The sequence below is a fragment of the Streptomyces sp. NPDC048590 genome (assembly GCF_043199535.1).
Classification (GTDB): Bacteria; Actinomycetota; Actinomycetes; order Streptomycetales; family Streptomycetaceae; genus Streptomyces.
This window is the reverse complement of record NZ_JBICWC010000022.1, coordinates 1-19,308: the sequence shown is the minus strand read 5'-3', so window position 1 is coordinate 19,308 and position 19,308 is coordinate 1. Positions and strand designations below refer to the sequence as shown.

Here is a 19,308-nt window from a genome sequence, read left to right as displayed (position 1 = left end):
GTTTTGGGGGGGTAACCCCTTGTTTTGGACCCTGGGCCGGGTTAACTTCCGGGGCGGGTGCGGGTCCATTTTGTGGGGGGGGGGGTGGGGGGCCCCCCCCCGGCCTTGGGCGGGGCTGGGGGGGCCCCGGCCCGCGGCCGGGGCGGGGCCCACCGCGGAAGCGCACCCGGGCTAGGGACGCCCTGCGGGTGATCAGCGGACCTCGGTGGTCCGCTGCTCCCTCAGCGCGGCGCAGTTGGAGTTCTCCACCGAGACGTACACATTGGCGATGTGGCCACCCCAGCTCACGCAGTAGCCCTTGCCGTACACGTAGCCGGGACCCGCGTAGGACGTGAAGTTGCCGTCGTCCCCGGCCCACGCGTCGGTGGCGGGCACGTAGATGTACGTCGACATGGGCTTGGCCGAGCCCGGGTTGGTACGGATGGTGGCGACGCAGTTCTGGCCGTTCGAGGAGTTGTAGGTCAGGTAGACGGTGCCGAGCGAGCCGACGGGCACGGAGTTGACGGTCTTGTACGCCTTGCCGCAGACCCCCTGGGGCGTGACGTTCGGCGCTGCGGACGCCGTCGCGGTGAACGCGGCGGTGGCACCCACCGTGAGCGCGGTGACGGCCCCCAGCGTCGCGACATTACGTGCGATTCTCATATTTCCCCCTTGTGTCCCTGAGAGCTGTTTACTCCCACTTGTTGGGACTTACGAGCGGCGGCGATGGTTGCACGGCGGTTGCGCAGGGTGTCGGAACGATCACCTCAGGAAACCGCGCGCACCCCGCCTCACGGCGAGGAAGGAGCACGTGACGCCCGGTCGGCACCGGGTGACGGGCCGGTTCCGCACAGACGGACGCAGTCGCCACTTTGCGGAACCTTTACCCGAGGCGGTCCGTTGGGCGAGTGGGCACAGATCGTGGCCGACGGTACGAAGAGAAGACCGAGGGGACCTCCATGGCAGTGTGGGACCGGCTCAAGGATCAGGCAAAAGCGCTCCAGCAGTCGCAGGGAGGCAGCGGGCACGCCGCCGGACGAACCGGCGGACAGAGGCCGGCAGGCGGTTCGCGCGCGCAGTTGGTCAGCACGCTGAAGTCGCAGCTGGCCTCGCTGAAGACGGAGCTGCGCAGCGGCGCGTACCGGGATGCGAGCATGGCCATGTGCGCGCTGGTGGCTGCCGCGGACGGACATGTGGACCCGGCGGAGCGCCGGCACGTGGAGTCGATGATCCTCGGCAACGAGGTCCTGCGGAACTTCCCGCCGGAGCAGTTGCAGCAGCGCTTCAATCAGCACGTGGACCGACTGACCCTCAATTTCCAGCAGGGAAAGGCGGAAGCGCTGCAGGAGGTCACGAAGGCCGCGAAGAAGCCGGCGGAGGCAAGGGCGGTCGTCCAGACCGGCATCGTCATCGCAGGCTCCGACGGCGACTTCTCCCAGGCCGAGCACATGATCCTCAGGGAGGCGTGCACGGCCCTGGGCCTCTCCCCTGCGGAGTTCCAGCTCTGATTCGAGGTGGAGCGAGACAGCCCCGCCCACTCGCCGGGCCGGCCACGAGCGTTCCAGGGCGTGGCTCGGCACTGCTCCTGCGTGGGCGGGCAGAGCACAGTTGAGGATCTCAGCTCTGGTATGCCGCTGTCGCGATCTCCGAACAGTCGGCCTCGGGGTGAACTCGACCTGGACACGCCCAACTCTTGAGGTGAGGTAGAGAGTGAGCTCTGATTGCCGAAGACACGTCACCGGTGCCTTCGCCGCCGAGGAGCCGCCCTTCAGGGTTACTGCCGATCCATCCGGACGCCCTGAAGTTGGGGAGCACGCCCTGTAGGTGGACTGATCCGGCGCGGCGCCACTGACGCCTGTGACGACACGGTCCGCGGATCATGGGCCGGCAACCCCACCCCTTCTACGGTGGGGTCGAACGCCTACGGCCCTCCGCGCCCTCTGGCCCGCATCCGAGCGCGCACGCCTGCCGAAGTGTCATCGTCCCGAGCCCAGGAAGTCATGCGTCACGTGCCCGCAGCTCTGTCCCGTCGTGCCGCCTTCCCCGCGCTCGCTGGGCTGGCGGCCCTTCCGCTGGCCGGATGCGTGGCAGCAGGACCCGCTGACCCACCGGCAGGCTCCACACCCACACCGGCGGACCGGGCCTGGGAGAAGGCTCGCGTCGGCCGCGCCTTGCACCATCTGGAGGACAAGCACGACGCCCGGGTCGGTGTGTACGCGATCGACGTCGGGACGGGCCGCTCCGTGGCTCATCGCCCCGACGAGCGCTTCGCCTACGCCTCGACCTGCAAGGCGTTGCTCGCAGGCGCCGTGCTGCACAGGTTCACGCTCGGAGGAATCGACCGGCTCGTACGCTTCCGGTCCGCCGATCTCGTCGCCCACTCCCCGGTCACAGAACGGCACCTGGACTCCGGGCTTACTCTGCGGGAGCTCTGCGACGCGTCCGTTCGCCTCAGCGACAACACCGCCGCGAATCTGCTCTTCCGCGAGCTGGGCGGCCCCGGTGCACTACAGCAGGCACTCGAAGCCCTCGGGGATCGCGCGACCCGGTGCGACCGCTACGAGACCGAGCTGAGCGAGGCCGCACCCGGCGATCCACGGGACACGAGCACCCCAAGGGCCATGACGGCGGATCTGAGCGCGTACACCCTGGGAAGAACGCTCGGTACGGGCGAGCAGTCCCTGCTGAACGACTGGCTCCGGCGGAACACCACGGGCGATGCGCTCATCCGCGCGGGGACACCGGCCGGCTGGTCCGTCGGCGACAAGACCGGCACGGGTGGATACGGCACGCGGAACGACATCGCCGTGGTGCGGCCGCCCGACTCCGCGCCGATCGTCCTCACCGTGCTCACCCGTCGCCGGGCCCCACACGCGGAACCCCGGGACGCGCTCGTCGCGGAGGCCGCCCGCGTGACGCTCACCGCTCTCGCGCAGAATCGTCAGGGCCGGTAACGGAGGGGATGCTCCGCGGGCACCTCGGTCAGCACGATGCGGTGGCCGTCCGGGTCGGCGATCCACATCTCGATCAGTCCCCAGGGTTCCTGGACCGGCGGCCGGAGGACGTGGGCCCCGCGCCCGGCCAACTCCTCGTGCGCCGCCGCGCAGTCCTCCACCTGCATCCACAGCTGCAGCGTCTGCGAGGGTGCCGCCTCCGAACGGCCGGGCACCTCGAGGAAGCCTCCGCCGAGGAAGTACACAGTCCCCCGCTCGGGGCCCGTACCGAATTCCCTGTAGACGGGGAGAGCGAGCGTTCGGCCGTAGAACTCGCGTGAGGCATCCGGATCACCTGGCCTCAGCAGCACTCTGCTGCTCAGCACATGCACCATGGCTCCGACCCTACGCGGACCCGCCCGGCGGCACATCCTGCGACGTCACACGTCAGGAGGCCTCCACCGCCGTCTTGATCCGTTCTCCGAACGCAGGCGCGTCCTTACGCGCGGCAGCGGCTGCCAGCCCCACGAGGAGCTTGCCCACCCCATGCCCTTCCAGCCGATTGAAGATCCGAACGCGCGTCCGATCGTCAGCCAGGGGCTCCAGGTCGTATCCACCCTCACCGGCCGTCACCAGATTGGAGGACTGCTCGCTCCATCGAATACGTGTCGGTGCCACCAACTCACTGATCCTGAACTCACGCCGGGTCGTCATACCGGCGTCCTTCACTGTGCTCCGGAACACCGTGCCCACCTCGGTAGGGCCTGCGGGGGTCTTCGTGATGGCCTGCACACGCGGACTGAACTTCGTGTCGTTCTCACCGTCCGCCAGGAAGGCGAACACCTCGGCGACGGGACGGTCGATGTCGACCGTCGCCTCGAATCCGGGCATGGGATCTCCTCTCGAACGAGGGCGCCCGGCAGGGGCACCACCTCGGCCCAGGACACCACCCACCCAGGATCCCCGCTCCCCCGCCGCTCAGCAGCCGGACGGAGGCGTCCCGCGTGCAATCGGGTGTTCCAGGACTGCGGACGGGGGACGGCCGGGGTCGGGCCGAAGGCGGGAATCGGGCGCCCGACCCCTTCCGCAAGCCGCTCCCGGCCGGAGCCGGATCAGTGGGAGATGGAGTCGATGAGTTCGCGCGCGCCCTGGCGCAGGAGCGCGACCGCGACAGAGGTCCCCAAAGTGGCCGGGTCGAGCGGGCCGGCCCACTCGTGGGCGTTGAGGACGGTCTTCCCGTCGGGGGTGAACACGCAGGCGCGCAGGGATAGATCACCATTGCGATGGGCGGTGGCGTACCCCGCGATCGGCGAATTGCAGTGACCCTGGAGCACATGGAGGAACATGCGCTCGGCCGTGATCTCCCGGAAGGTGCCGGGGTGGTTGAGCGCGGCCACCGCGTCGATGGTCGTCGCGTCGTCCTCCCGGCACTGCAGGGCGAGAACGCCCGCGCCGATCGGAGGGCACATGGCCTCCGGGGAAAGGATCTCGGTGACCACGTCGGGCCGGTCGATCCGGTGGAGCCCCGCAACAGCCAGAAGGAGTGCGTCGACCTCCCCCGCGGCCAGCTTGGCGAGTCTCCGGTTGGCATTGCCCCGGAACGGAACACACTCCAGATGCGGGTGGGAAGCGGCGAGTTGGGCCACACGCCGGACGGACGAGGTACCGATCCGCGCCCCGTCCGGAAGCTGATCGAGCGTGAGACCGCCCGGGTGGACGAGGGCGTCGCGGATGTCGTCCCGCTTCAGGAAGGCTGCGAACACGGTGCCCGAGGGCAGCGGCCGGTCGGCAGGGATGTCCTTGACGCAGTGCACGGCCAGATCCGCCTCGCCCGCGAGCAGGGCGGCATCGACCTCCTTGGTGAAGGCTCCCTTGCCTTCGACCTGCGACAGGTCTCCCATCCATCGGTCACCGGTGGTCCGGACGGGAACGACCTCGGTGACGGTGGCGGGATGGAGAACCGCGAGTTCGTTCCTGACGCGCTCCACCTGAGCCAGGGCCATGGGCGAGTCGCGCGAGACGATTCGGATCAGATCTGGGGCCGACATGGGGCCACGATAGACGGCCAGAACCGTGCGGTGTGCCTCCGGCGCGGTGAAAAGTGTCGCCGCAAGCCGTTCTCGAGGAGGAATCCAGAATGACCGATCGTCATTTTCCAGCCACGTTGGCGTGTTGCGCAGGACCTCGCGCGTGACAACGCCTTCGTCACCGTGAGCGTATCCCAATCAGCAGTTCACCAGCACGAGTTCACCCACTCGGTACAGGCACTCAGCTGTGGAGGAAGCCCGGTGCGGGGGATCCCGGGCAGATCACGTGGCCGATTCACGCCGCTTTCGCTTGGACCTCACCCCCGCGAGGGCTGTCACCCGTCCGGCTCGATATCTAGCATGACCTTCCACGGACTTGAGCTTCTCTCTGAACCGCGAGGGCTGGATGAGCAACGGGGACACCGCCATTCCGAACAACATCGACGTGAACGTACCGAGCGTCGCACGCATGTACGACTACTACCTGGGGGGCAAGGACAACTACCCCGCCGACCGGGTCGCGTGCGAAGAGCTGCTGGAGGTCGTGCCGAGCACCAAGGTCCTTGCGGTGAACAACCGGCGGTTCCTCCGACGCGTCGTCCGTCACCTGGCGTCCGATTACGGAATCCGGCAGTTCATCGATCACGGCTCCGGCCTGCCCACCCAGGACAACGTCCACCAGGTCGCCCAACTCGTCGATCCCGACGCACGCGTGGTCTACATCGACAACGACCCCATCGTGCTGGCCCACGGCAAGGCGATCCTCGAGGAGAACGACAGAACCGCGGTCATCCAGGCCGACATGCGGGACACCGAGGGCGTCCTGGAACATCCCGAGGTACGCCGGCTCATCGACTTCGACCAGCCTGTGGCCGCGCTCTTCGTATCGGTGCTGCACTGCATCCCGGACAAGGACGATCCGGCCGGGCTGGTTCGCAGGGTCGCGGAGCGCCTGGCCCCTGGAAGCTTCCTGGTGGTGTGTCAGCTCGTGAGTGAGGACGCCGCGACTCGGGACTTCGTGACCGACTTCATGGCGAAGAGCACCGGCGACCAGTGGGGGCGCGTGCGTCAGCAGGACGACGTCCGGGACTTCCTGGCAGGACTCGAGATCCTGGAGCCGGGCCTGGTGGAGGTATCGACCTGGCGGCCGGATTCGGATCTGGCCCCGAAGCAGCAGACCCAGGAGTGGATCGAGTACGGCGGCGTCGGCCGCAAGCGGTGAACCGCGCCGTCCGAGCGGCGCTCAGGCGAAGCGCCTCAGCGCCTCCACAAGCAGCTTCCTGCTCTCCGCCGGGCTCGGCGACTGTGCGCTGAGCGAGTCGAGGATCCAGCGGTACTCGTCCGTACTGTCCGGCTTGTTGACGGACGTGGCGTTGGTCAGGTGCTCGATGTAGGCGACGTCAGGGAGTCCCTCCATCGCGAACCGCAGATAGGTGATCGCGTTGCCCGGAGAGGTGTGGGCAGTCACCTCGAACGGGGCCACCTGGACGATCACATGCGGGAGCTCGGTCATCTCCAGCAGATGACCGAGCTGCTCACGCATCACTCCGGCACCACCCGTCGGCCTCATCAGCACCGCCTCGTCGAGCAGGACCCAGAGCTTCGGCGCATCGGCCCGCAGCAGCAACTCCTGTCGCCTGAGACGCAGTTCAACACGACGCCGGGTCATCTCCTCCGATTCGAGGGCATGACCGGAGCGGACGACCGCATGGGCGTAGTCGGCGGTCTGGAGGAGGCCGGGCACATAGTGCGCCTCGTAGGTACGAATGGAAGCCGCCGCCTCCTCCAGGCCGACCAAGGGCTCGAACCAGTCCGGCATGACGTCCGCGTAGTTGCGCCACCAGCCCCGCAGGCCGGCGCGGCGCACCAGTTCGATGAACTCCGCCGTCCTGACAGGGTCGGTGACTCCGTAGAGCTCGAGCAGGTCCGCGGCGTCCCGTTCCTTGCACGGCGAGTGCCCCGTCTCCATGCGGCTGATCTTCGCCGTGGAGCACCGGATGCGCTTGGCCGCGATGTCAGGGGTGATCCCCGCCTCGCCCCTCATACGCCGCAACTGTGCGCCGAGGACCATCCTCAACGCCGTAGGACTGGCCCCGGCAGCCGGGGTGAGCGTCGGCTTTCCCGTGGACTGAAGCGGTTCGGTGCCTGGCATGCGGACTCCTGGAGGCGGGCGTCTGGGATCCAGTGTGCCATCGGATGCCCTGCGCGGGTGGGGTGTCCGGGCGGGAAGCCTCCCGATCACCCTTGCGCAGCACGTCAGTTCAGCGCGTCATGCTGTCGAACTCGCCGTCCCGGACACCAGCGAGAAACGCGCGTACCTCTTCCCTGGTGTAGACGAGGGCGGGTCCTTCGGGGAACCTGGAGTTGCGCACGGCCACGTCCCCTCCGGGGAGCACACCCATCTCGACGCAGTTCCCGCTCGGATTGCTGTGGTGGCTCTTCCTCCACTCGACGCCGGTGAGGGAGTTGGCGGGCACGCCGTTGCCGGTCTGCTGCATGCTGTCCATTCCTTGTCTGTGCGGCGGGACTTCCTGGCACGCCACCAGGGTCCACGCATGACGGCGGCCAGGTGTTCTCCGCACCGCACCACGCGTGCAATTCCGGATGCAATTGCACGCCATGTGTGGACGGCGGCGATACTAGTGGCCGTCGGGTCGCCTCGGCATCAGGAGCCCGGCATCTGCGGAAGCTGATCGTCGATCGTTCACACGGACCGCACCTAACGGGCCCGGAGCCGACCCGCGCGGACCCCCGATGACCGTGCCACGGTCGGCGACCGCACTGGTTCCGGCCGTGTCACGGCTCGCGCTCAGCGGACGCTTGCGCCTGCGGCCCCCGTATCGCCACCCGGCGACATCTCCCGGAACGCCGGACGCTCAGCCTCGGGGCCTGGGCCGGGCAGGCCCGCCAGCCCGGCCCAGGCGTCCGCCAGGATCGTGTGCCCCAGGGGCGTGGGATGGACTCCGTCGCCCGCGATGAACTTCGCGCCGCCGGCCTCGCGCGCGGCCTGGTTGAGCAGACCGTCCGCCGCCAGCAGCGCGGCCCCGAACTCCTCGGCGAGCCGCCGCACCACGTGAATGCGCGGGTCGAGGTCCTCGCGCCAGGCCCACTGTTCGGCCCGGACGGGCACGAGGAAGGGTTCGACGAGGAGCAGCTGCGCGTCCAGCTCGTGCCGGAGCTGCGCAAGAAGAGCTCGGTAGTCGTCCTCGTAGGCGTCCACGGATGTGACGACCCCGGAGTCGTAGCGGCGCCACGTGTCGTTGATACCGATCAGCACCGACACCACGTCCGGGGCGAGATCGATGGCATCCTCTCGCCACCGGGCCCGGAGATCCGCGATCCCGTCGCCGCCGATCCCCCGGTTGATGATCGTGATGCCGCTCTCCGGCCGTGCGGAGCGGACCCGGTCCGCGATCATCCGGACGTAGCCGTTGCCGAGCGGGCAGTCATGCTCGACCAGCCGTCCCACATCGGTGATGCTGTCGCCCTGGAAGAGGACGGTTGCCGACTGGTGCAGGCTGACGGTCACGCGGGTGCTCCGTACGCTCGGGGTCAGAGAGGCTCCGGAGGTGATCCTGCCCCTGAATGCCTCGCGCGCCCCGGACCGGGCACCCCGGACCGTGTGGCGTCCCGCACGCCCGGGACCGGGCCTGCGGGCTCGCGGCCCGGAAGCGCGACCTACCGGGCAGCGGCGGGCACGCGCATGGCGCTGAAGTCGAGCAGGCCCTCGATCTCCCGCAGGGTCTCCTCGGCCACCCGCCTCACTTCGGCGGGTACGTCCCCCTGCTCCTCCACCAGACCGGCGTAGATGGGTGCGTCGGACGGCTCTGCGAAACTCACGTGAAACTGCCTATCGATCGGTTGTGCCCGCCGAGCGGCGGAAACGGGAGCCGAGTTTACGCGTTCGCCCGGAGACCTCGGCGACCGGTCCGGGTGTCCGCCGGTCGCGGCATGCCCCCGGCCGGTGTCTGCGGCCTCCGCCGGGTGGTCCCGATGGGTCTGACCCGGCGCTCTCGGGCAGACAGGAGCTCGGGGGCCGCCCCGGCGATCCGCCTCACGGGTCCGGCGGGGAACGCCGGACCCGTGAGGATCGGGTCACCTACTCGACGACGAGCTCGACGTCGATGTTGCCGCGCGTGGCCTTCGAGTAGGGGCAGGCGGCGTGCGTCGCCTCGACCAGCTTCCGGCCGGTCTCTCCTTCGAGAGCCTCGGGCAGTTCGACCCGCATGACGACCGCGAGCCCGAAGCCGGAATCGTCCTTGCCTATCGAGACCTCCGCCGTCACCGCCACGTCCTTGGCGTCGACCTTCATCTCCCGGGCGACCGAACCCATGGCGCTGGCGAAGCACGCCGCGTAACCGGCGGCGAAGAGCTGCTCCGGGTTGGTTCCCTCGCCGTTGCCCCCGAGCGCCGGCGGCAGGGCGAGCGCCAGGTCGATCCGCCCGTCCGAGCTCACGGCCCGGCCCTCTCGGCCGTTCGCGGTGGCGGCTGCGGTGTACAGGGCTTCCATGGGGCGACCTTCTCTCGTACGACGGTGACCGCGGGTCGGCCACACCAAAAGAGTTGCACACAATTTGATTGTGCACAACTAAATTATGGGCGCAGGCTAACCTGGAGCGATGACGTCATCCACGCCCACGGGCCTCGACGACCTGCCGGACGCAGAGCTGCTCAAGCTGGACCACCAGGTCTGCTTCTCCCTGCAGGCCGCCTCCCGCGCCTTCGGCGGCGTCTACAGGGAGGCGCTTCGGGATCTCGGCCTCACCTACCCCCAGTACCTGGCGATGATGGTTCTGTGGGAGCACGGCCCGCTGCCCGTCAAATCGATCGGTGAACGGCTGCACCTGGACTCAGGCACGCTCTCGCCCCTGTTGAAGCGGCTCGAGTCCGCGGGCCTCGTCCGCCGGGAGCGCGCTCGCGAGGACGAACGTTCGGTCACCGTCCACCCCACCGAGGCGGGTACGGCACTGCGTGAACGCGCGCTGCCCGTGCCCCGTTCGATCCTCGCCGCCACGGGCATGTCGGTCGAGGAGGTCGTCTCCCTGCAAGCCGTCCTGGGACGCCTCACCACGGCCCTCGGCCGCGCCGGATGACGCAGCGCCCTCCCCCTCGGTCGACAGGTGCGTGACATCCGGCTCGGCGGCATCGCTCGCAGGAGGCGGAGGCCCGAAATATGATGCAGGGACTGTCTCAACGCGGAGCGGCCCATGAACAGGCGTCGAACTCCACGATCGGCCAGCGCCGAAGATCTGCTCAGCACGCTGCAGCACCTGACTGCACGTGCCCGGCAGGAGGTGGAGCTGCACCAGGCACGCCTCGAGCTGGCCCAGGCGCTGCAGCGCAAGATGCTGCCCGCCACCCTTCCCGCGTTTCCGGGCCTGCAGACCGCGGCCCGTTACGCACCGGCCCGTGACGGTCTCGACATCGGGGGCGACTGGTACGACGGGTTCGTGCTCCCGGACGGCTCGCTGGGCCTTGCCATCGGCGACGTGCAGGGCCATGACGTGGAGGCCGCGGCGTTCATGGGGCAGATCAGGATCGCCATGCGGGCCATCGCCGGCTCTGCCACCGAACCCGGCGAGGTGATGAGCCGTACCAACGACGTGATCCTGTCGATGGACTCCGCTCTCTTCGCCACCTGCTCGTTCCTCCGGCTGGATCCGCGTACGCGGGAACTGCGGAGCGCCCGCGCGGGTCACGTGGCGTCCGTGTGGGCGACCGCCGACGGACGTTCGGGCGTCAGCGACGACGCCGGCGGCCTGCCCCTGGGCATCGACTTCGGGCAGGACTACCCCGTCACCCGGCGCACCCTGGACATGAAGGGCGCCCTGGTCCTGCTCACCGACGGGGTCGTCGAGGGGCCCTCGCTGTCCATCGACGACGGTCTGGACCGGGTCCGGCGCCTGGTGAGCGCCCACACGAGCGCCGACGCGGAGGAACTCGCCGACCTGGTGCTGAGGGCCGCGGCCCTCACGGGGCACGAGGACGACGCGGCAGTCCTCGTGCTGCGTCACGACTGACCCTCGGACAGCCCTCCATGAGCGGACGGCGCCCCGCGCGTGTCAGCGACCGGACACCGCGGTGAGCGGTGTCTTATGGCATGCGTGATGCGCAGTGAGAAGGCCAGACGTCGAACCGTGATCGTTCTGCAGACGCTGGGCATCGCCGCTGCCTACTTCGTCGCCGGGCGGATCGGTCTGGTGAGGGAAGTGGTGGTGGAGGGGACGGTCATCACGCCGCTGTGGCCGCCCTCCGGTATCGCCGTGGCCTCGCTGCTGTATCTCGGGCTGCGGATCTGGCCGGGGATCGCCCTGGGCGCGTTGTTCACGGTCCTGGCGATGAGCGATGGTTTCAGCGCCTGGGCCCTCGCGGTCGCGGCAGGCAGTTCTCTGGCTCCGCTGTGTTCCTACCTGGCCCTGCGCGCCGTCGGATTCCGCCCCGAGCTGGACCGTCTGCGGGACGGTGTCGCCCTGGTCTTCCTCGGCGCTCTGGGAGGGATGGCTCTGAGCGCCACCGCGGGTGCCGGGGTCCAGTTGCTGAGCGGCTCGCTGTCCTCGGACGACTTCTGGCCGGTCTGGTCGGCCTGGTGGGCGGGGGACGCGATGGGTGTGCTGATGGTCACCCCGCTGCTGCTCGTCCTGCGCAAGGCCCGAATGCCCAGGATGGACGACCGGTGGGCCGAGGCGCTGTTACTGGCGGTGATCACCGTCGTGGCCGCGACCATCGCGACGAGAAGCTCCCTGTCGATGATCTATCTGGTCTTTCCCGTTCTCGTCTGGGCGGCGCTCCGCTTCCAGCTGGCCGGAAGCGCGCCGTGCGGCCTGCTGATCTCCGTCATGGCGATCGTCGCCGGGACCGACCGAGTGGGCCCGTTCGCCGGTCATTCGGTGCTCGAGGTGATGGTCAACCTGTGCATTCTCAACGGCTGCGTGGCGTTCACCGGCCTGCTTCTCGCGGCGATCGTCACCGAGCACAACAACATCCGTCACGAGACGGAGGTCGCCTGTGAGGAACTGGCGGCCCTGGTGGAGGAGCTCTCCCCCCGAACGTCCCCCGAGGGCCGGTCCGACGGCCCGCAGGGAGGACCGGCGGCGTGAACCGGCGGGAGATGCTCCTGGTCAGGACGTACGGGGGAAGTGACGCGCGAGGAAGTCGTTCCGGAACGTTCCGGTCGGGTCGAGCCGTGCGGCGAGCCGGTCGAAGTCCGCGTAGTGGCCGTACAGCGTGCGCAGTGTGTCGGGCGCGGTGGTGAACACCTTGCCCCAGTGGGGCCGCGCGCCGAACGGTGCGAGGGCCTCCTCCACGGCCCCGAGCACCGGGGTGACCGCCTCGGTGTCCGGCACCCACGTGAAGTGGAAGGCCACCGAATCCCTGCCCTGCGCCGGGCTCAGCCACAGATCGTCACCGGCGACACTGCGGATCTCGCCGATCTGGAGCAGCGGGGCGATGTCCCCCCGGATGCGGTCCAGGGCCTCGTAGGCTCCCACCGCGTCCTCGCGGGCGACGAAGTACTCGGACTGCAGCTCGTCGCCGTTGCTCGGCGTGAATTCCAGGCGGAAGTGCGGCAGCCGTGTATGCCAGGGGCCCGGGACGCCGAGCTGTTCCGTGCAGTGCTCGGCCGCCATGCCGGGGACGGGGTGCCTCGGGCCGTCCGCGATCCTCGCTCCGTGCCACTCGGCGGGAGCGGTTCGGGGTCCGCCGTCGGTGACCCTCCGCTTGAGCCAGACCTGGTCGATCGGCCCTCCGTGCCAGCCGGTGAAGAGGCTCACGCTGTACGCCTCGGACATGATCTCGTCGAACCGGTCGAGCAGACGGTCCTGCGGGAGGCCCTCGTACACGCACTGCTGGACGTCGAACGCCGGCACCAGGTCCAGGGTGAGGCGGGTGACCACCCCCAGCGCACCCAGGGAGACCACGGCGCCGTCGAAGTCGTCCTCTCCCCGTTCCATGGAGGTGAGGCCGCCGTCGGCGGTGACGAACTCCAGAGCCCTGACGGCCCCGGCCAGGGAACGGTTTCCCGTACCCGAGCCGTGGGTGCCGGTCGCGCATGCCCCGGCGACCGAGATGTGGGGAAGCGAGCCCAGGTTGTGCAGGGCGAATCCATGACGGTGCAGGGTGTCGGTCAGCTCACCGAATCGGAGACCCGCGCTCACCGTCACCGTGCCCGCCCGGCTGTCCACGTCGATGGACCGCGGCAGTCCCGCGACAGATATAAGGGCTCCGGGGGTGTCCGCGACCGTGTTGAAGGAGTGGCCGGTGCCGAGCGCTCTGAGCGCCCCGCCCGCCGACACCACGTCGCGCAGTTCGGCGACCGAGGTGGGGATGTACAGCCGTTCCGCACCGAAGGTGATGTTGCCGGCCCAGTTCGTCCGGTGGGCGGACGGGGTGTTCGCGCGATGGTCGATCATGCCTCCGGAGCTTACGCTCCGGCCTGCGGACTCAGGGTTTGCGTCCCACTCCGCTCAGAGCATGACTCGGTGGCCCGTCCCCCGCGCCGGAGCCCGTCCCCGGCCGCCACGCGGTCGTCCTGACCACCCCAGGCTCGACGAGATCGAGCCCGTCGAGGAACGCCGCGATGCGGGCCGGAGCACGCAGGTGGTACGAGTTCGCGGAGTGGGCGTTGTAGGCCTCGACGGCGCGGTTCAGCGTCTCGCTGGTGTCGGTGCCGTCGGCGAGTGCGACGTAGCTCCCCGGCGGCAGCTCCGCGATGAGACCGGCTGCGAGGGCCCACGGGTCCTCGTCGTCGGGCAGCTGCCCCAGGATGCCGAGCAGCATCAGTGCGACGGGTTGCCGGAGGTCGAGTGTGCGGGCGGCACCGTCGATGATGTGGCCCGGATCACGCACGTCCGCGTCGATGTACGCGCACGCCCCTTGCGGGGTGCTGGTCAGCAGGGCACGCGCGTGCGTGAGCACGAGCGGGTCGTTGTCGACGTACACGATCCGGCACTCGGGGGCGGTCCGCTGGGCCACTTCGTGCGTGTTGTCGGCGGTGGGCAGGCCGGTGCCGATGTCGAGGAACTGCCGGATGCCCGCCTCGGCGGTCAGGAACCGGACGGCGCGCACCAGGAAAGCCCGCTGGTCACGCGCGATGCGGGCGATGTCCGGGAACGCCCGGAGGATCATCTCGCCCGCTTCGGCGTCGGCCGGGTAGTTGTCCTTGCCGCCGAGAAGGTAGTTCCACACCCTGGCCGAGTGCGGCACATCCGTGCGCAGCCGGCCGGACGACGACTCCTGGTGATCGCTCATGTCGGATGCCTCGCACCCCAGGTCGACGGATCGGCGCGCCTCGGATCAGTAGGGCAGCGGCCGCCCGGAAGGCGTTCGCAGATCCAGCGGGGGCCGCCCCGTGGGGGGCTGCGGACGGCGGACGATCTGGATGCGGCCCACGGCCACCACCTCCTCCTGGTAACCCGGTATCTGCCCATCCCGGCGCTCTTCACACGTGAATCGCCCGGCGACGACGCCGGCCCGGGCTCGCGGATGCGGACGGGGCGGTGTGCGGTGACCCTGGATGGATGGGGGAAGCCGAGGCGAGGAGGAATGCGCCATGTCCGCGATGGACAAGATCAAGAAGATGCTCAAGGGCCACGAGGACCAGGCCGGGAAGGGCGTCGACAAGGCCGGAGACATGATCGACGACCGGACGCAGGGCAAGTACGGCAAGCACGTCGACACCGGTCAGGACAAGCTCAAGCAGCAGCTGGGATCGGACCGGGACCCCGACGAACCGCCCCGTTCGTGACCTCCTGACCCACCCGTCTTCCATCCACAGCCGAGCCGGTGCCGGACCCGGTGACGACACCGGTCCGTCGCCGGGTCCGGCCTGACCGGTACCCGCGGATCCGCGAGCGCGTCTCGAGCACACGGCCGGATTCCTGTTATCGTCCCCGCCGCACGGCGTCTCCCGAGTGTGGGAAGTGACGGAACAGGATCCCGGAAGAGTGAGCACAGCATGGGCGAGGCACGCGAGACCGCGTTGATCAAGGCGGCGCAGCACGGTGACACCGATGCTCAGGACCGGCTCGTCGCGTCCTACCTGCCGCTGGTCTACAACATCGTGGGACGGGCTCTGAACGGGCACGCCGACGTCGACGACGTGGTGCAGGACAGTGTTCTGCGCATGCTCCGCGGTCTTCCCTCGCTGCGCACGCCGAAAAGCTTCAGGTCCTGGTTCGTAGCCATCACCATGAACGAGATACGAGGGCACTGGCGCCGCCGCAGCACCGGAGAACTGTCGGCGGAGCGCGTCGACGACGTGTTCGACGTCGTCGACCCCGCTGCCGACTTCGTGGAGCTGACGATCGTCAGGCTGGGGCTTACCGGGCAGCGACGGGAGACGGCCGAGGCCACCCGCTGGCTGGACTCCGAGGACCGGGAACTGGTCTCGCTGTGGTGGCTGGAGACCGCTGGGCAGCTGTCGCGGGCGGAGGTGGCGCACGCGCTGGAGGTGTCGCCCCAGCACGCCGCGGTCCGTGTCCAGCGGATGAAGGAGCGGCTGGAGGCGGCGCGGGTCGTGGTGCGTGCCTTGGCCGCGGAGCCCCGTTGCATCCTGCTCGAGGATCTGACTGCCGGGTGGAACGGCACGCCCTCCGCGCTCTGGCGCAAGCGGCTGGCGCGTCATGCGCGCGAGTGCACCGTCTGCGCGGGGCACCGCTCGGGTCTGGTGCCGCCGGAAGGCCTTCTGGTCGGGCTGGCCATGGTTCCCGTTGCCTCGTACACGGCGGCGGGCGGGCCTGAGCTCCCGTTCACGGAGTTCCTGCCGGTGGGCAGCGCCGCGGTGCCAGGAGCAGGCCGTGCCGCTCGACGACGGAACAGTGCGAGACGCCGCCGGCGCACCACCGTCGTCGCGGGACTCGCCGCGGTCGCGGTCCTGGGAGGCGGCGGAGCGGCCGTCCATCTCTACACGGACGACCCCGGCGAAGATCCCGCGACGGCGCTCGCCCCTCTCACCGGGCCCCCCTCGCCGGTCTCCACACCACCGTCTCCGTCGGTGACGTCCTCCTCCCCCTCGCCGTCCCCGTCGACGGCCTCGCCCACTCGTTCCGCGTCCCCGTCGGCCTCCAGGACCCGGAGCGCGTCACCCGCTCCGCAGCGCACGTCGAAGCCGAAGCCCCAGCCGTCGGCTCCGTCCGCCGCCCCCGAGAAGGCACCGGCTCCCTCCACGGCCGACGAGGTCATCGCACTCGTCAACACGGAACGCTCCAAGGCGGGTTGTGAGCCCGTGAGCGGTAACACCCTGCTGAACAAGGCCGCCGAGCGGCACTCCGCGGACATGGCGGCCCGCGACTACTTCTCCCACACCTCCCCCGAGGGCACGGACCCCGGCGCGCGCATCACCGCCGAGGGCTACCGGTGGAGCACGTACGGCGAGAACATAGCGAAGGGGCAGCAGTCCGCCGCGTCGGTCATGGAGTCCTGGATGAACAGTGACGGGCATCGGGCGAACATCCTCAACTGCGCGTTCAAGGAGATCGGAGTCGGCCGCGTCGACTCGTCGGGGGGACCCGTGTGGACGCAGAACTTCGCCGCGGCCCTGTGACCCACCTGGTCACGGTGCGCGACATACGGCGGAAACGCGCAGGTAGCACCCACTCCATGTGAAAGATCTACTCTGGTCCGAGCCAGGCCGAAGGCGTCCCGTGCGATTCGACGTCCTCCCGCTCGGACAGGAGCCCGGTGCCTACCACTCTCCGCCCCACGCGGCTTCCCCCCTGGTTCGCCCATGTGCTGCGCTCCCAGCGTGGCCCCGTCCCGTGGAACGCGGTGACCCGCGGAGGGCTCGCGTCCCTACCACTGCTGGCGCTGGTCCTCGCGGACCGGCCGACGGCCGGGATCCCTGCGGCGCTCGGCGCGATGCTGGCCGGCATCAACGACCGGCCGGGCGGGCGTCGTGCGGCGATCCCCCGGATCGGGCTTCCCGCCCTCGCGGGCTCCGCCGGTCTGCTGCTGGGCAGCATGATCGCCGCCACCGGCGGTGGACGGTCGCTGGTGATCCTGCCCGCGCTCTTCGGACTGCTCGGACTGGTCGCGGGCGCGATCAGCTCCACCGGACCGGTGGCGTCGGCCTGCGGTACGCAGGTCCTGGTGACCGTTGTGATCGGCGCCGGTATGCCGTTGCCCGAGCCCGGTCCGGCACGCGCCCTCCTGTTCCTGGCCGGTGCGTCATGGCTGCTCCTGCTGCGCCTGCTCCTGCCGTCCCCCGGCCGGACCCGGAGCGTTCCTTTCCGGTTCGACGGCGAGCGGGACGCCGTCGCCGCGGTCTACGAGGCCGTCGCACGGCTGCTCGACGCGAGCGGTGGTCCACGGGCCCGTCAGGCCCGTGCGGCCCTGAGCGCCGCGCTGGACCAGGCGCAGGACGCACTCGCCGGACCACGACTGCGGAGGTACGCCAGTTCGGCCGCCGAGCGGCGACTGCACGCCCGGTACGCCGCGGCCTTCCCGCTCGTCGAGGCGGCGACGGCGCTCGCCTGGGCGGGTACCCCGCTGCCCGCGAGGATCGCCGAGGGCCCTCGCGGACTGGCGACGGCTGTACGGACGGGCGGCGGCTGCGGTCCCCTGCCGGCTCCTGCCCGCACGGATGCCGGGCTGGCGGCCCTCGACGATGCCTTGCTGCGCGCGGCCACCGTCTTCGACCGTCCTCACGGCGTGCTCCCCGGGGGACGGCGGGGGCGTTCGTCGGCCGGCCTGTTCAAGCGGGCCTGGAGCGCGGCAGGGCGTGAGTACGGTCTGCGGGTCGCTCTGTGCTGTGCGACGAGTACGGTCGTGGCCCAGTGGCTGCATCACGAGCACTGGTACTGGCTGCCCGCCACCACGGTGTTCCTGGTGAAGCCCGATCTGGGACCGCTCGCCTCGCGGGTGGTCTGCCGCGCGGTGGGCACGGTGGGTGGTGCCGCGTTGTTCGGCGCTCTGACTCTGCTGGTGTCCGGGCCGCTCCAGCTGGTGGCGGTGGTGGCGTTGTGCGGCGCTCTGCTTCCGGTCGCCACACGTCATTTCGCGGTGCAGACCTCGGTGGTCACGGTGCTCGTGCTGTCCCTGGTCCTGCTCGGCGGTGAGCCGCCGGCCGCCTCGGCACGGGTGGTGGAATCCCTGCTCGCCTGTGCGACGGTCCTGCTCGTGGGCCATCTCCCGCTGCCGGGCAGGCGTGGCCACGGCGTACGTGCCGCGCTGGACACGGCGGTGGGAGCCGCACACCGCTATCTGGGGCACGTCCTGCGTACGCCGGAGGACGACGCCGGGCGGGGTGCGCTCCGCCGCGACGCCTACCGCTCGCTGGCGGCGGCGCGCACGGTGATCGACGTCTCCGCCGCCGAACTGCCGCGCGTGGCCCGGCACTCCGCGGGGTCAGAAGGGGTCGCGGGCGCGGTGGAGCGGCTCATCGACACCACGACCGCCTGCGCGGTCCAGCTCGCGCATCCGTCGGCCGGGCTACCCAGGTCCCACGCGGAGATGCTGCTCGCCCACCTCACGGAACTCGAGAGGGCCCAGGCCGTGACCCGGGGTGCCCCGGCGTGGACCGGCGCACCCCGGGCAAGGATCAGCGGCTGAGCAGTGCCGGTACGGCGCAGGCGCCGCCCGCAACGCAGGCGAACAGCACGGACGCCGCGACACATCGTGTTCTCAGGCGGTCGTAGCGTGCGGCGTACTCACCCCGCAGTTCCAGCGCCCGGCCGGCGATCCGGGTGAGGGTCTCGCGTCCAGCCTCTATCCTGTCCGCCGTGTAGACGCGCTCGACGTCGTCCCGCTGGGCGGTGGTGAGCCACGGCAACTCGTCGGTGAAGCGGCGTGCCTGGCGCCGGGCCTTGTCGACTTCGGCGTTCCACAGCAGGTATCCCTCGACCTGGGCCAGGCCCCGGGCGCTCTCCTTCTCCGGATTCACACGGTCCTCCTCTTCCTCGGGCCGTCCGGCCGGACCCTCAGAGCTGCTTGTCCCCGGGTGCCACGGTGACCGATTCATGCGGCCGGGTGGCAGCCTCCTCGAGCGCTCGGATCGAGGGGTAGTGCAGGTCGAACGCCGGTGATTCGGAGCGGATCCGCGGAAGCGTCAGAAAGTTGTGGCGCGGCGGCGGGCAGGACGTCGCCCATTCGAGCGAACGGCCGTACCCCCACGGGTCGTCGACCTCGATCTGCTTGCCGTACTTGGCGGTCTTCCAGACGTTGTAGAGGAACGGAAGCATCGAGAGTCCGAGCACGAACGAGGAGATCGTCGAGATCGTGTTCAGGAGGGTGAAGCCGTCGGCAGCCAGGTAGTCCGCGTAACGACGGGCCATGCCCTCGGCGCCGAGCCAGTGCTGCACCAGGAAGGTGCCGTGGAAGCCGCAGAACAGCGTCCAGAAGGTCATCTTCCCGAGCCGCTCGTCCAGCATCTTGCC

General features: G+C 69.9%; 22 protein-coding genes. 9 read left to right on the top strand and 13 right to left on the bottom strand.

What is annotated here, in order from left to right:
* Positions 1 to 192 precede the first annotated feature (192 nt).
* Positions 193 to 642, bottom strand: coding sequence for a spore-associated protein (locus ACGFNN_RS34765; RefSeq protein WP_393561925.1), 450 nt, complete (start codon positions 640 to 642; stop codon positions 193 to 195).
* Positions 643 to 938: 296 nt separating this feature from the next.
* Here ACGFNN_RS34765 and ACGFNN_RS34760 point away from each other — a divergent pair, with 296 nt between their 5' ends.
* Both ACGFNN_RS34760 and bla read left to right on the top strand, forming a co-directional pair.
* Positions 939 to 1,487 (top strand): tellurite resistance TerB family protein, encoded by a 549-nt coding sequence (locus ACGFNN_RS34760; RefSeq protein ID WP_393561924.1) that lies wholly within the window; start codon positions 939 to 941, stop codon positions 1,485 to 1,487.
* Positions 1,488 to 1,979: 492 nt separating this feature from the next.
* Positions 1,980 to 2,933 carry a class A beta-lactamase gene (gene bla / locus ACGFNN_RS34755; protein ID WP_393561923.1) on the top strand — a complete coding sequence of 318 codons (954 nt, stop codon included), beginning with the start codon at positions 1,980 to 1,982 and terminating at the stop codon, positions 2,931 to 2,933.
* On the opposite strand, the gene ACGFNN_RS34750 is transcribed toward bla, so the two are convergent.
* The 3 genes from ACGFNN_RS34750 to hemC form a co-directional block, all read right to left on the bottom strand.
* Positions 2,921 to 3,307 carry a VOC family protein gene (locus ACGFNN_RS34750; protein WP_393561922.1) on the bottom strand — a complete coding sequence of 129 codons (387 nt, stop codon included), beginning with the start codon at positions 3,305 to 3,307 and terminating at the stop codon, positions 2,921 to 2,923. The genes bla and ACGFNN_RS34750 overlap by 13 nt on opposite strands.
* A gap of 52 nt (positions 3,308 to 3,359) precedes the next feature.
* A complete protein-coding gene (locus ACGFNN_RS34745; RefSeq protein ID WP_393561921.1) occupies positions 3,360 to 3,803 on the bottom strand; it encodes an SRPBCC family protein in 444 nt (147 codons plus the stop codon).
* 221 nt (positions 3,804 to 4,024) lie between these two features.
* Entirely contained in the window at positions 4,025 to 4,960 is a 936-nt protein-coding gene (hemC, locus tag ACGFNN_RS34740) for a hydroxymethylbilane synthase (RefSeq protein WP_393561920.1), read from the bottom strand.
* Positions 4,961 to 5,345: 385 nt separating this feature from the next.
* Between hemC and ACGFNN_RS34735 the strand changes: the two genes are divergently transcribed.
* Positions 5,346 to 6,161, top strand: a complete 816-nt coding sequence (locus tag ACGFNN_RS34735) for an SAM-dependent methyltransferase (RefSeq protein WP_393561940.1) — start codon at positions 5,346 to 5,348, stop codon at positions 6,159 to 6,161.
* Between the two features lie 21 nt (positions 6,162 to 6,182).
* Here ACGFNN_RS34735 and ACGFNN_RS34730 read toward each other — a convergent pair whose 3' ends face one another.
* The 5 genes from ACGFNN_RS34730 to ACGFNN_RS34710 all read right to left on the bottom strand — a co-directional run bounded on the left by ACGFNN_RS34730 (position 6,183) and on the right by ACGFNN_RS34710 (position 9,449).
* Positions 6,183 to 7,091, bottom strand: a complete 909-nt coding sequence (locus ACGFNN_RS34730; protein WP_393561919.1) for a helix-turn-helix domain-containing protein — start codon at positions 7,089 to 7,091, stop codon at positions 6,183 to 6,185.
* 109 nt (positions 7,092 to 7,200) lie between these two features.
* Positions 7,201 to 7,437, bottom strand: coding sequence for a DUF397 domain-containing protein (locus ACGFNN_RS34725; protein ID WP_393561918.1), 237 nt, complete (start codon positions 7,435 to 7,437; stop codon positions 7,201 to 7,203).
* Between the two features lie 311 nt (positions 7,438 to 7,748).
* Positions 7,749 to 8,468, bottom strand: coding sequence for an SGNH/GDSL hydrolase family protein (locus ACGFNN_RS34720; RefSeq protein WP_393561917.1), 720 nt, complete (start codon positions 8,466 to 8,468; stop codon positions 7,749 to 7,751).
* A 149-nt stretch (positions 8,469 to 8,617) separates the two neighbouring features.
* Positions 8,618 to 8,779 carry a hypothetical protein gene (locus tag ACGFNN_RS34715; protein WP_362552979.1) on the bottom strand — a complete coding sequence of 54 codons (162 nt, stop codon included), beginning with the start codon at positions 8,777 to 8,779 and terminating at the stop codon, positions 8,618 to 8,620.
* A gap of 259 nt (positions 8,780 to 9,038) precedes the next feature.
* Positions 9,039 to 9,449: an organic hydroperoxide resistance protein gene (locus ACGFNN_RS34710; RefSeq protein WP_362674443.1), complete on the bottom strand. Its 411-nt coding sequence runs from the start codon at positions 9,447 to 9,449 to the stop codon at positions 9,039 to 9,041.
* Positions 9,450 to 9,558: 109 nt separating this feature from the next.
* Here ACGFNN_RS34710 and ACGFNN_RS34705 point away from each other — a divergent pair, with 109 nt between their 5' ends.
* From ACGFNN_RS34705 to ACGFNN_RS34695, 3 genes are all read left to right on the top strand, one after another.
* Positions 9,559 to 10,032 (top strand): MarR family transcriptional regulator, encoded by a 474-nt coding sequence (locus tag ACGFNN_RS34705; RefSeq protein WP_362552972.1) that lies wholly within the window; start codon positions 9,559 to 9,561, stop codon positions 10,030 to 10,032.
* Positions 10,033 to 10,146: 114 nt separating this feature from the next.
* A complete protein-coding gene (locus ACGFNN_RS34700) occupies positions 10,147 to 10,959 on the top strand; it encodes a PP2C family protein-serine/threonine phosphatase (RefSeq protein WP_393561916.1) in 813 nt (270 codons plus the stop codon).
* Positions 10,960 to 11,043: 84 nt separating this feature from the next.
* Positions 11,044 to 12,036, top strand: a complete 993-nt coding sequence (locus ACGFNN_RS34695) for an MASE1 domain-containing protein (protein ID WP_393561915.1) — start codon at positions 11,044 to 11,046, stop codon at positions 12,034 to 12,036.
* A 21-nt stretch (positions 12,037 to 12,057) separates the two neighbouring features.
* Here ACGFNN_RS34695 and ACGFNN_RS34690 read toward each other — a convergent pair whose 3' ends face one another.
* Positions 12,058 to 13,347 (bottom strand): FAD-binding protein, encoded by a 1,290-nt coding sequence (locus tag ACGFNN_RS34690; RefSeq protein WP_393561914.1) that lies wholly within the window; start codon positions 13,345 to 13,347, stop codon positions 12,058 to 12,060.
* Positions 13,348 to 13,378: 31 nt separating this feature from the next.
* Positions 13,379 to 14,185 carry an SAM-dependent methyltransferase gene (locus ACGFNN_RS34685; protein WP_393561913.1) on the bottom strand — a complete coding sequence of 269 codons (807 nt, stop codon included), beginning with the start codon at positions 14,183 to 14,185 and terminating at the stop codon, positions 13,379 to 13,381.
* 301 nt (positions 14,186 to 14,486) lie between these two features.
* Between ACGFNN_RS34685 and ACGFNN_RS34680 the strand changes: the two genes are divergently transcribed.
* The 3 genes from ACGFNN_RS34680 to ACGFNN_RS34670 all read left to right on the top strand — a co-directional run bounded on the left by ACGFNN_RS34680 (position 14,487) and on the right by ACGFNN_RS34670 (position 18,484).
* Positions 14,487 to 14,681 carry an antitoxin gene (locus tag ACGFNN_RS34680; RefSeq protein ID WP_362552960.1) on the top strand — a complete coding sequence of 65 codons (195 nt, stop codon included), beginning with the start codon at positions 14,487 to 14,489 and terminating at the stop codon, positions 14,679 to 14,681.
* A gap of 210 nt (positions 14,682 to 14,891) precedes the next feature.
* Entirely contained in the window at positions 14,892 to 16,478 is a 1,587-nt protein-coding gene (locus ACGFNN_RS34675) for a sigma-70 family RNA polymerase sigma factor (protein ID WP_393561912.1), read from the top strand.
* 224 nt (positions 16,479 to 16,702) lie between these two features.
* The gene (locus ACGFNN_RS34670; protein WP_393561939.1) at positions 16,703 to 18,484 is read left to right on the top strand and encodes an FUSC family protein; all 1,782 of its coding nucleotides are present in this window, start codon (positions 16,703 to 16,705) and stop codon (positions 18,482 to 18,484) included.
* Here the strand turns inward: ACGFNN_RS34670 and ACGFNN_RS34665 are convergent.
* Positions 18,474 to 18,815 (bottom strand): hypothetical protein, encoded by a 342-nt coding sequence (locus ACGFNN_RS34665; protein ID WP_393561911.1) that lies wholly within the window; start codon positions 18,813 to 18,815, stop codon positions 18,474 to 18,476. The genes ACGFNN_RS34670 and ACGFNN_RS34665 overlap by 11 nt on opposite strands.
* Before the next feature lie 37 nt (positions 18,816 to 18,852).
* A partial coding sequence (locus ACGFNN_RS34660) for a cbb3-type cytochrome c oxidase subunit I (RefSeq protein ID WP_393561910.1) occupies positions 18,853 to 19,308 on the bottom strand: 456 nt, incomplete at its 5' end.

Bases quoted from the DNA above. Each gene is read 5' to 3' on its own strand.
- ACGFNN_RS34760 (WP_393561924.1), top strand. From the start codon at position 939: ATGGCAGTGTGGGACCGGCTCAAGGATCAGGCAAAAGCGCTCCAGCAG.
- ACGFNN_RS34745 (WP_393561921.1), bottom strand. From the start codon at position 3,803: ATGCCCGGATTCGAGGCGACGGTCGACATCGACCGTCCCGTCGCCGAG.
- ACGFNN_RS34750 (WP_393561922.1), bottom strand. From the start codon at position 3,307: ATGGTGCATGTGCTGAGCAGCAGAGTGCTGCTGAGGCCAGGTGATCCG.
- ACGFNN_RS34700 (WP_393561916.1), top strand. From the start codon at position 10,147: ATGAACAGGCGTCGAACTCCACGATCGGCCAGCGCCGAAGATCTGCTC.
- hemC (WP_393561920.1), bottom strand. From the start codon at position 4,960: ATGTCGGCCCCAGATCTGATCCGAATCGTCTCGCGCGACTCGCCCATG.
- ACGFNN_RS34725 (WP_393561918.1), bottom strand. From the start codon at position 7,437: ATGCAGCAGACCGGCAACGGCGTGCCCGCCAACTCCCTCACCGGCGTC.
- bla (WP_393561923.1), top strand. From the start codon at position 1,980: ATGCGTCACGTGCCCGCAGCTCTGTCCCGTCGTGCCGCCTTCCCCGCG.
- ACGFNN_RS34735 (WP_393561940.1), top strand. From the start codon at position 5,346: ATGAGCAACGGGGACACCGCCATTCCGAACAACATCGACGTGAACGTA.
- ACGFNN_RS34730 (WP_393561919.1), bottom strand. From the start codon at position 7,091: ATGCCAGGCACCGAACCGCTTCAGTCCACGGGAAAGCCGACGCTCACC.
- ACGFNN_RS34680 (WP_362552960.1), top strand. From the start codon at position 14,487: ATGTCCGCGATGGACAAGATCAAGAAGATGCTCAAGGGCCACGAGGAC.
- ACGFNN_RS34765 (WP_393561925.1), bottom strand. From the start codon at position 642: ATGAGAATCGCACGTAATGTCGCGACGCTGGGGGCCGTCACCGCGCTC.
- ACGFNN_RS34710 (WP_362674443.1), bottom strand. From the start codon at position 9,449: ATGGAAGCCCTGTACACCGCAGCCGCCACCGCGAACGGCCGAGAGGGC.
- ACGFNN_RS34690 (WP_393561914.1), bottom strand. From the start codon at position 13,347: ATGATCGACCATCGCGCGAACACCCCGTCCGCCCACCGGACGAACTGG.
- ACGFNN_RS34685 (WP_393561913.1), bottom strand. From the start codon at position 14,185: ATGAGCGATCACCAGGAGTCGTCGTCCGGCCGGCTGCGCACGGATGTG.
- ACGFNN_RS34675 (WP_393561912.1), top strand. From the start codon at position 14,892: ATGGGCGAGGCACGCGAGACCGCGTTGATCAAGGCGGCGCAGCACGGT.
- ACGFNN_RS34705 (WP_362552972.1), top strand. From the start codon at position 9,559: ATGACGTCATCCACGCCCACGGGCCTCGACGACCTGCCGGACGCAGAG.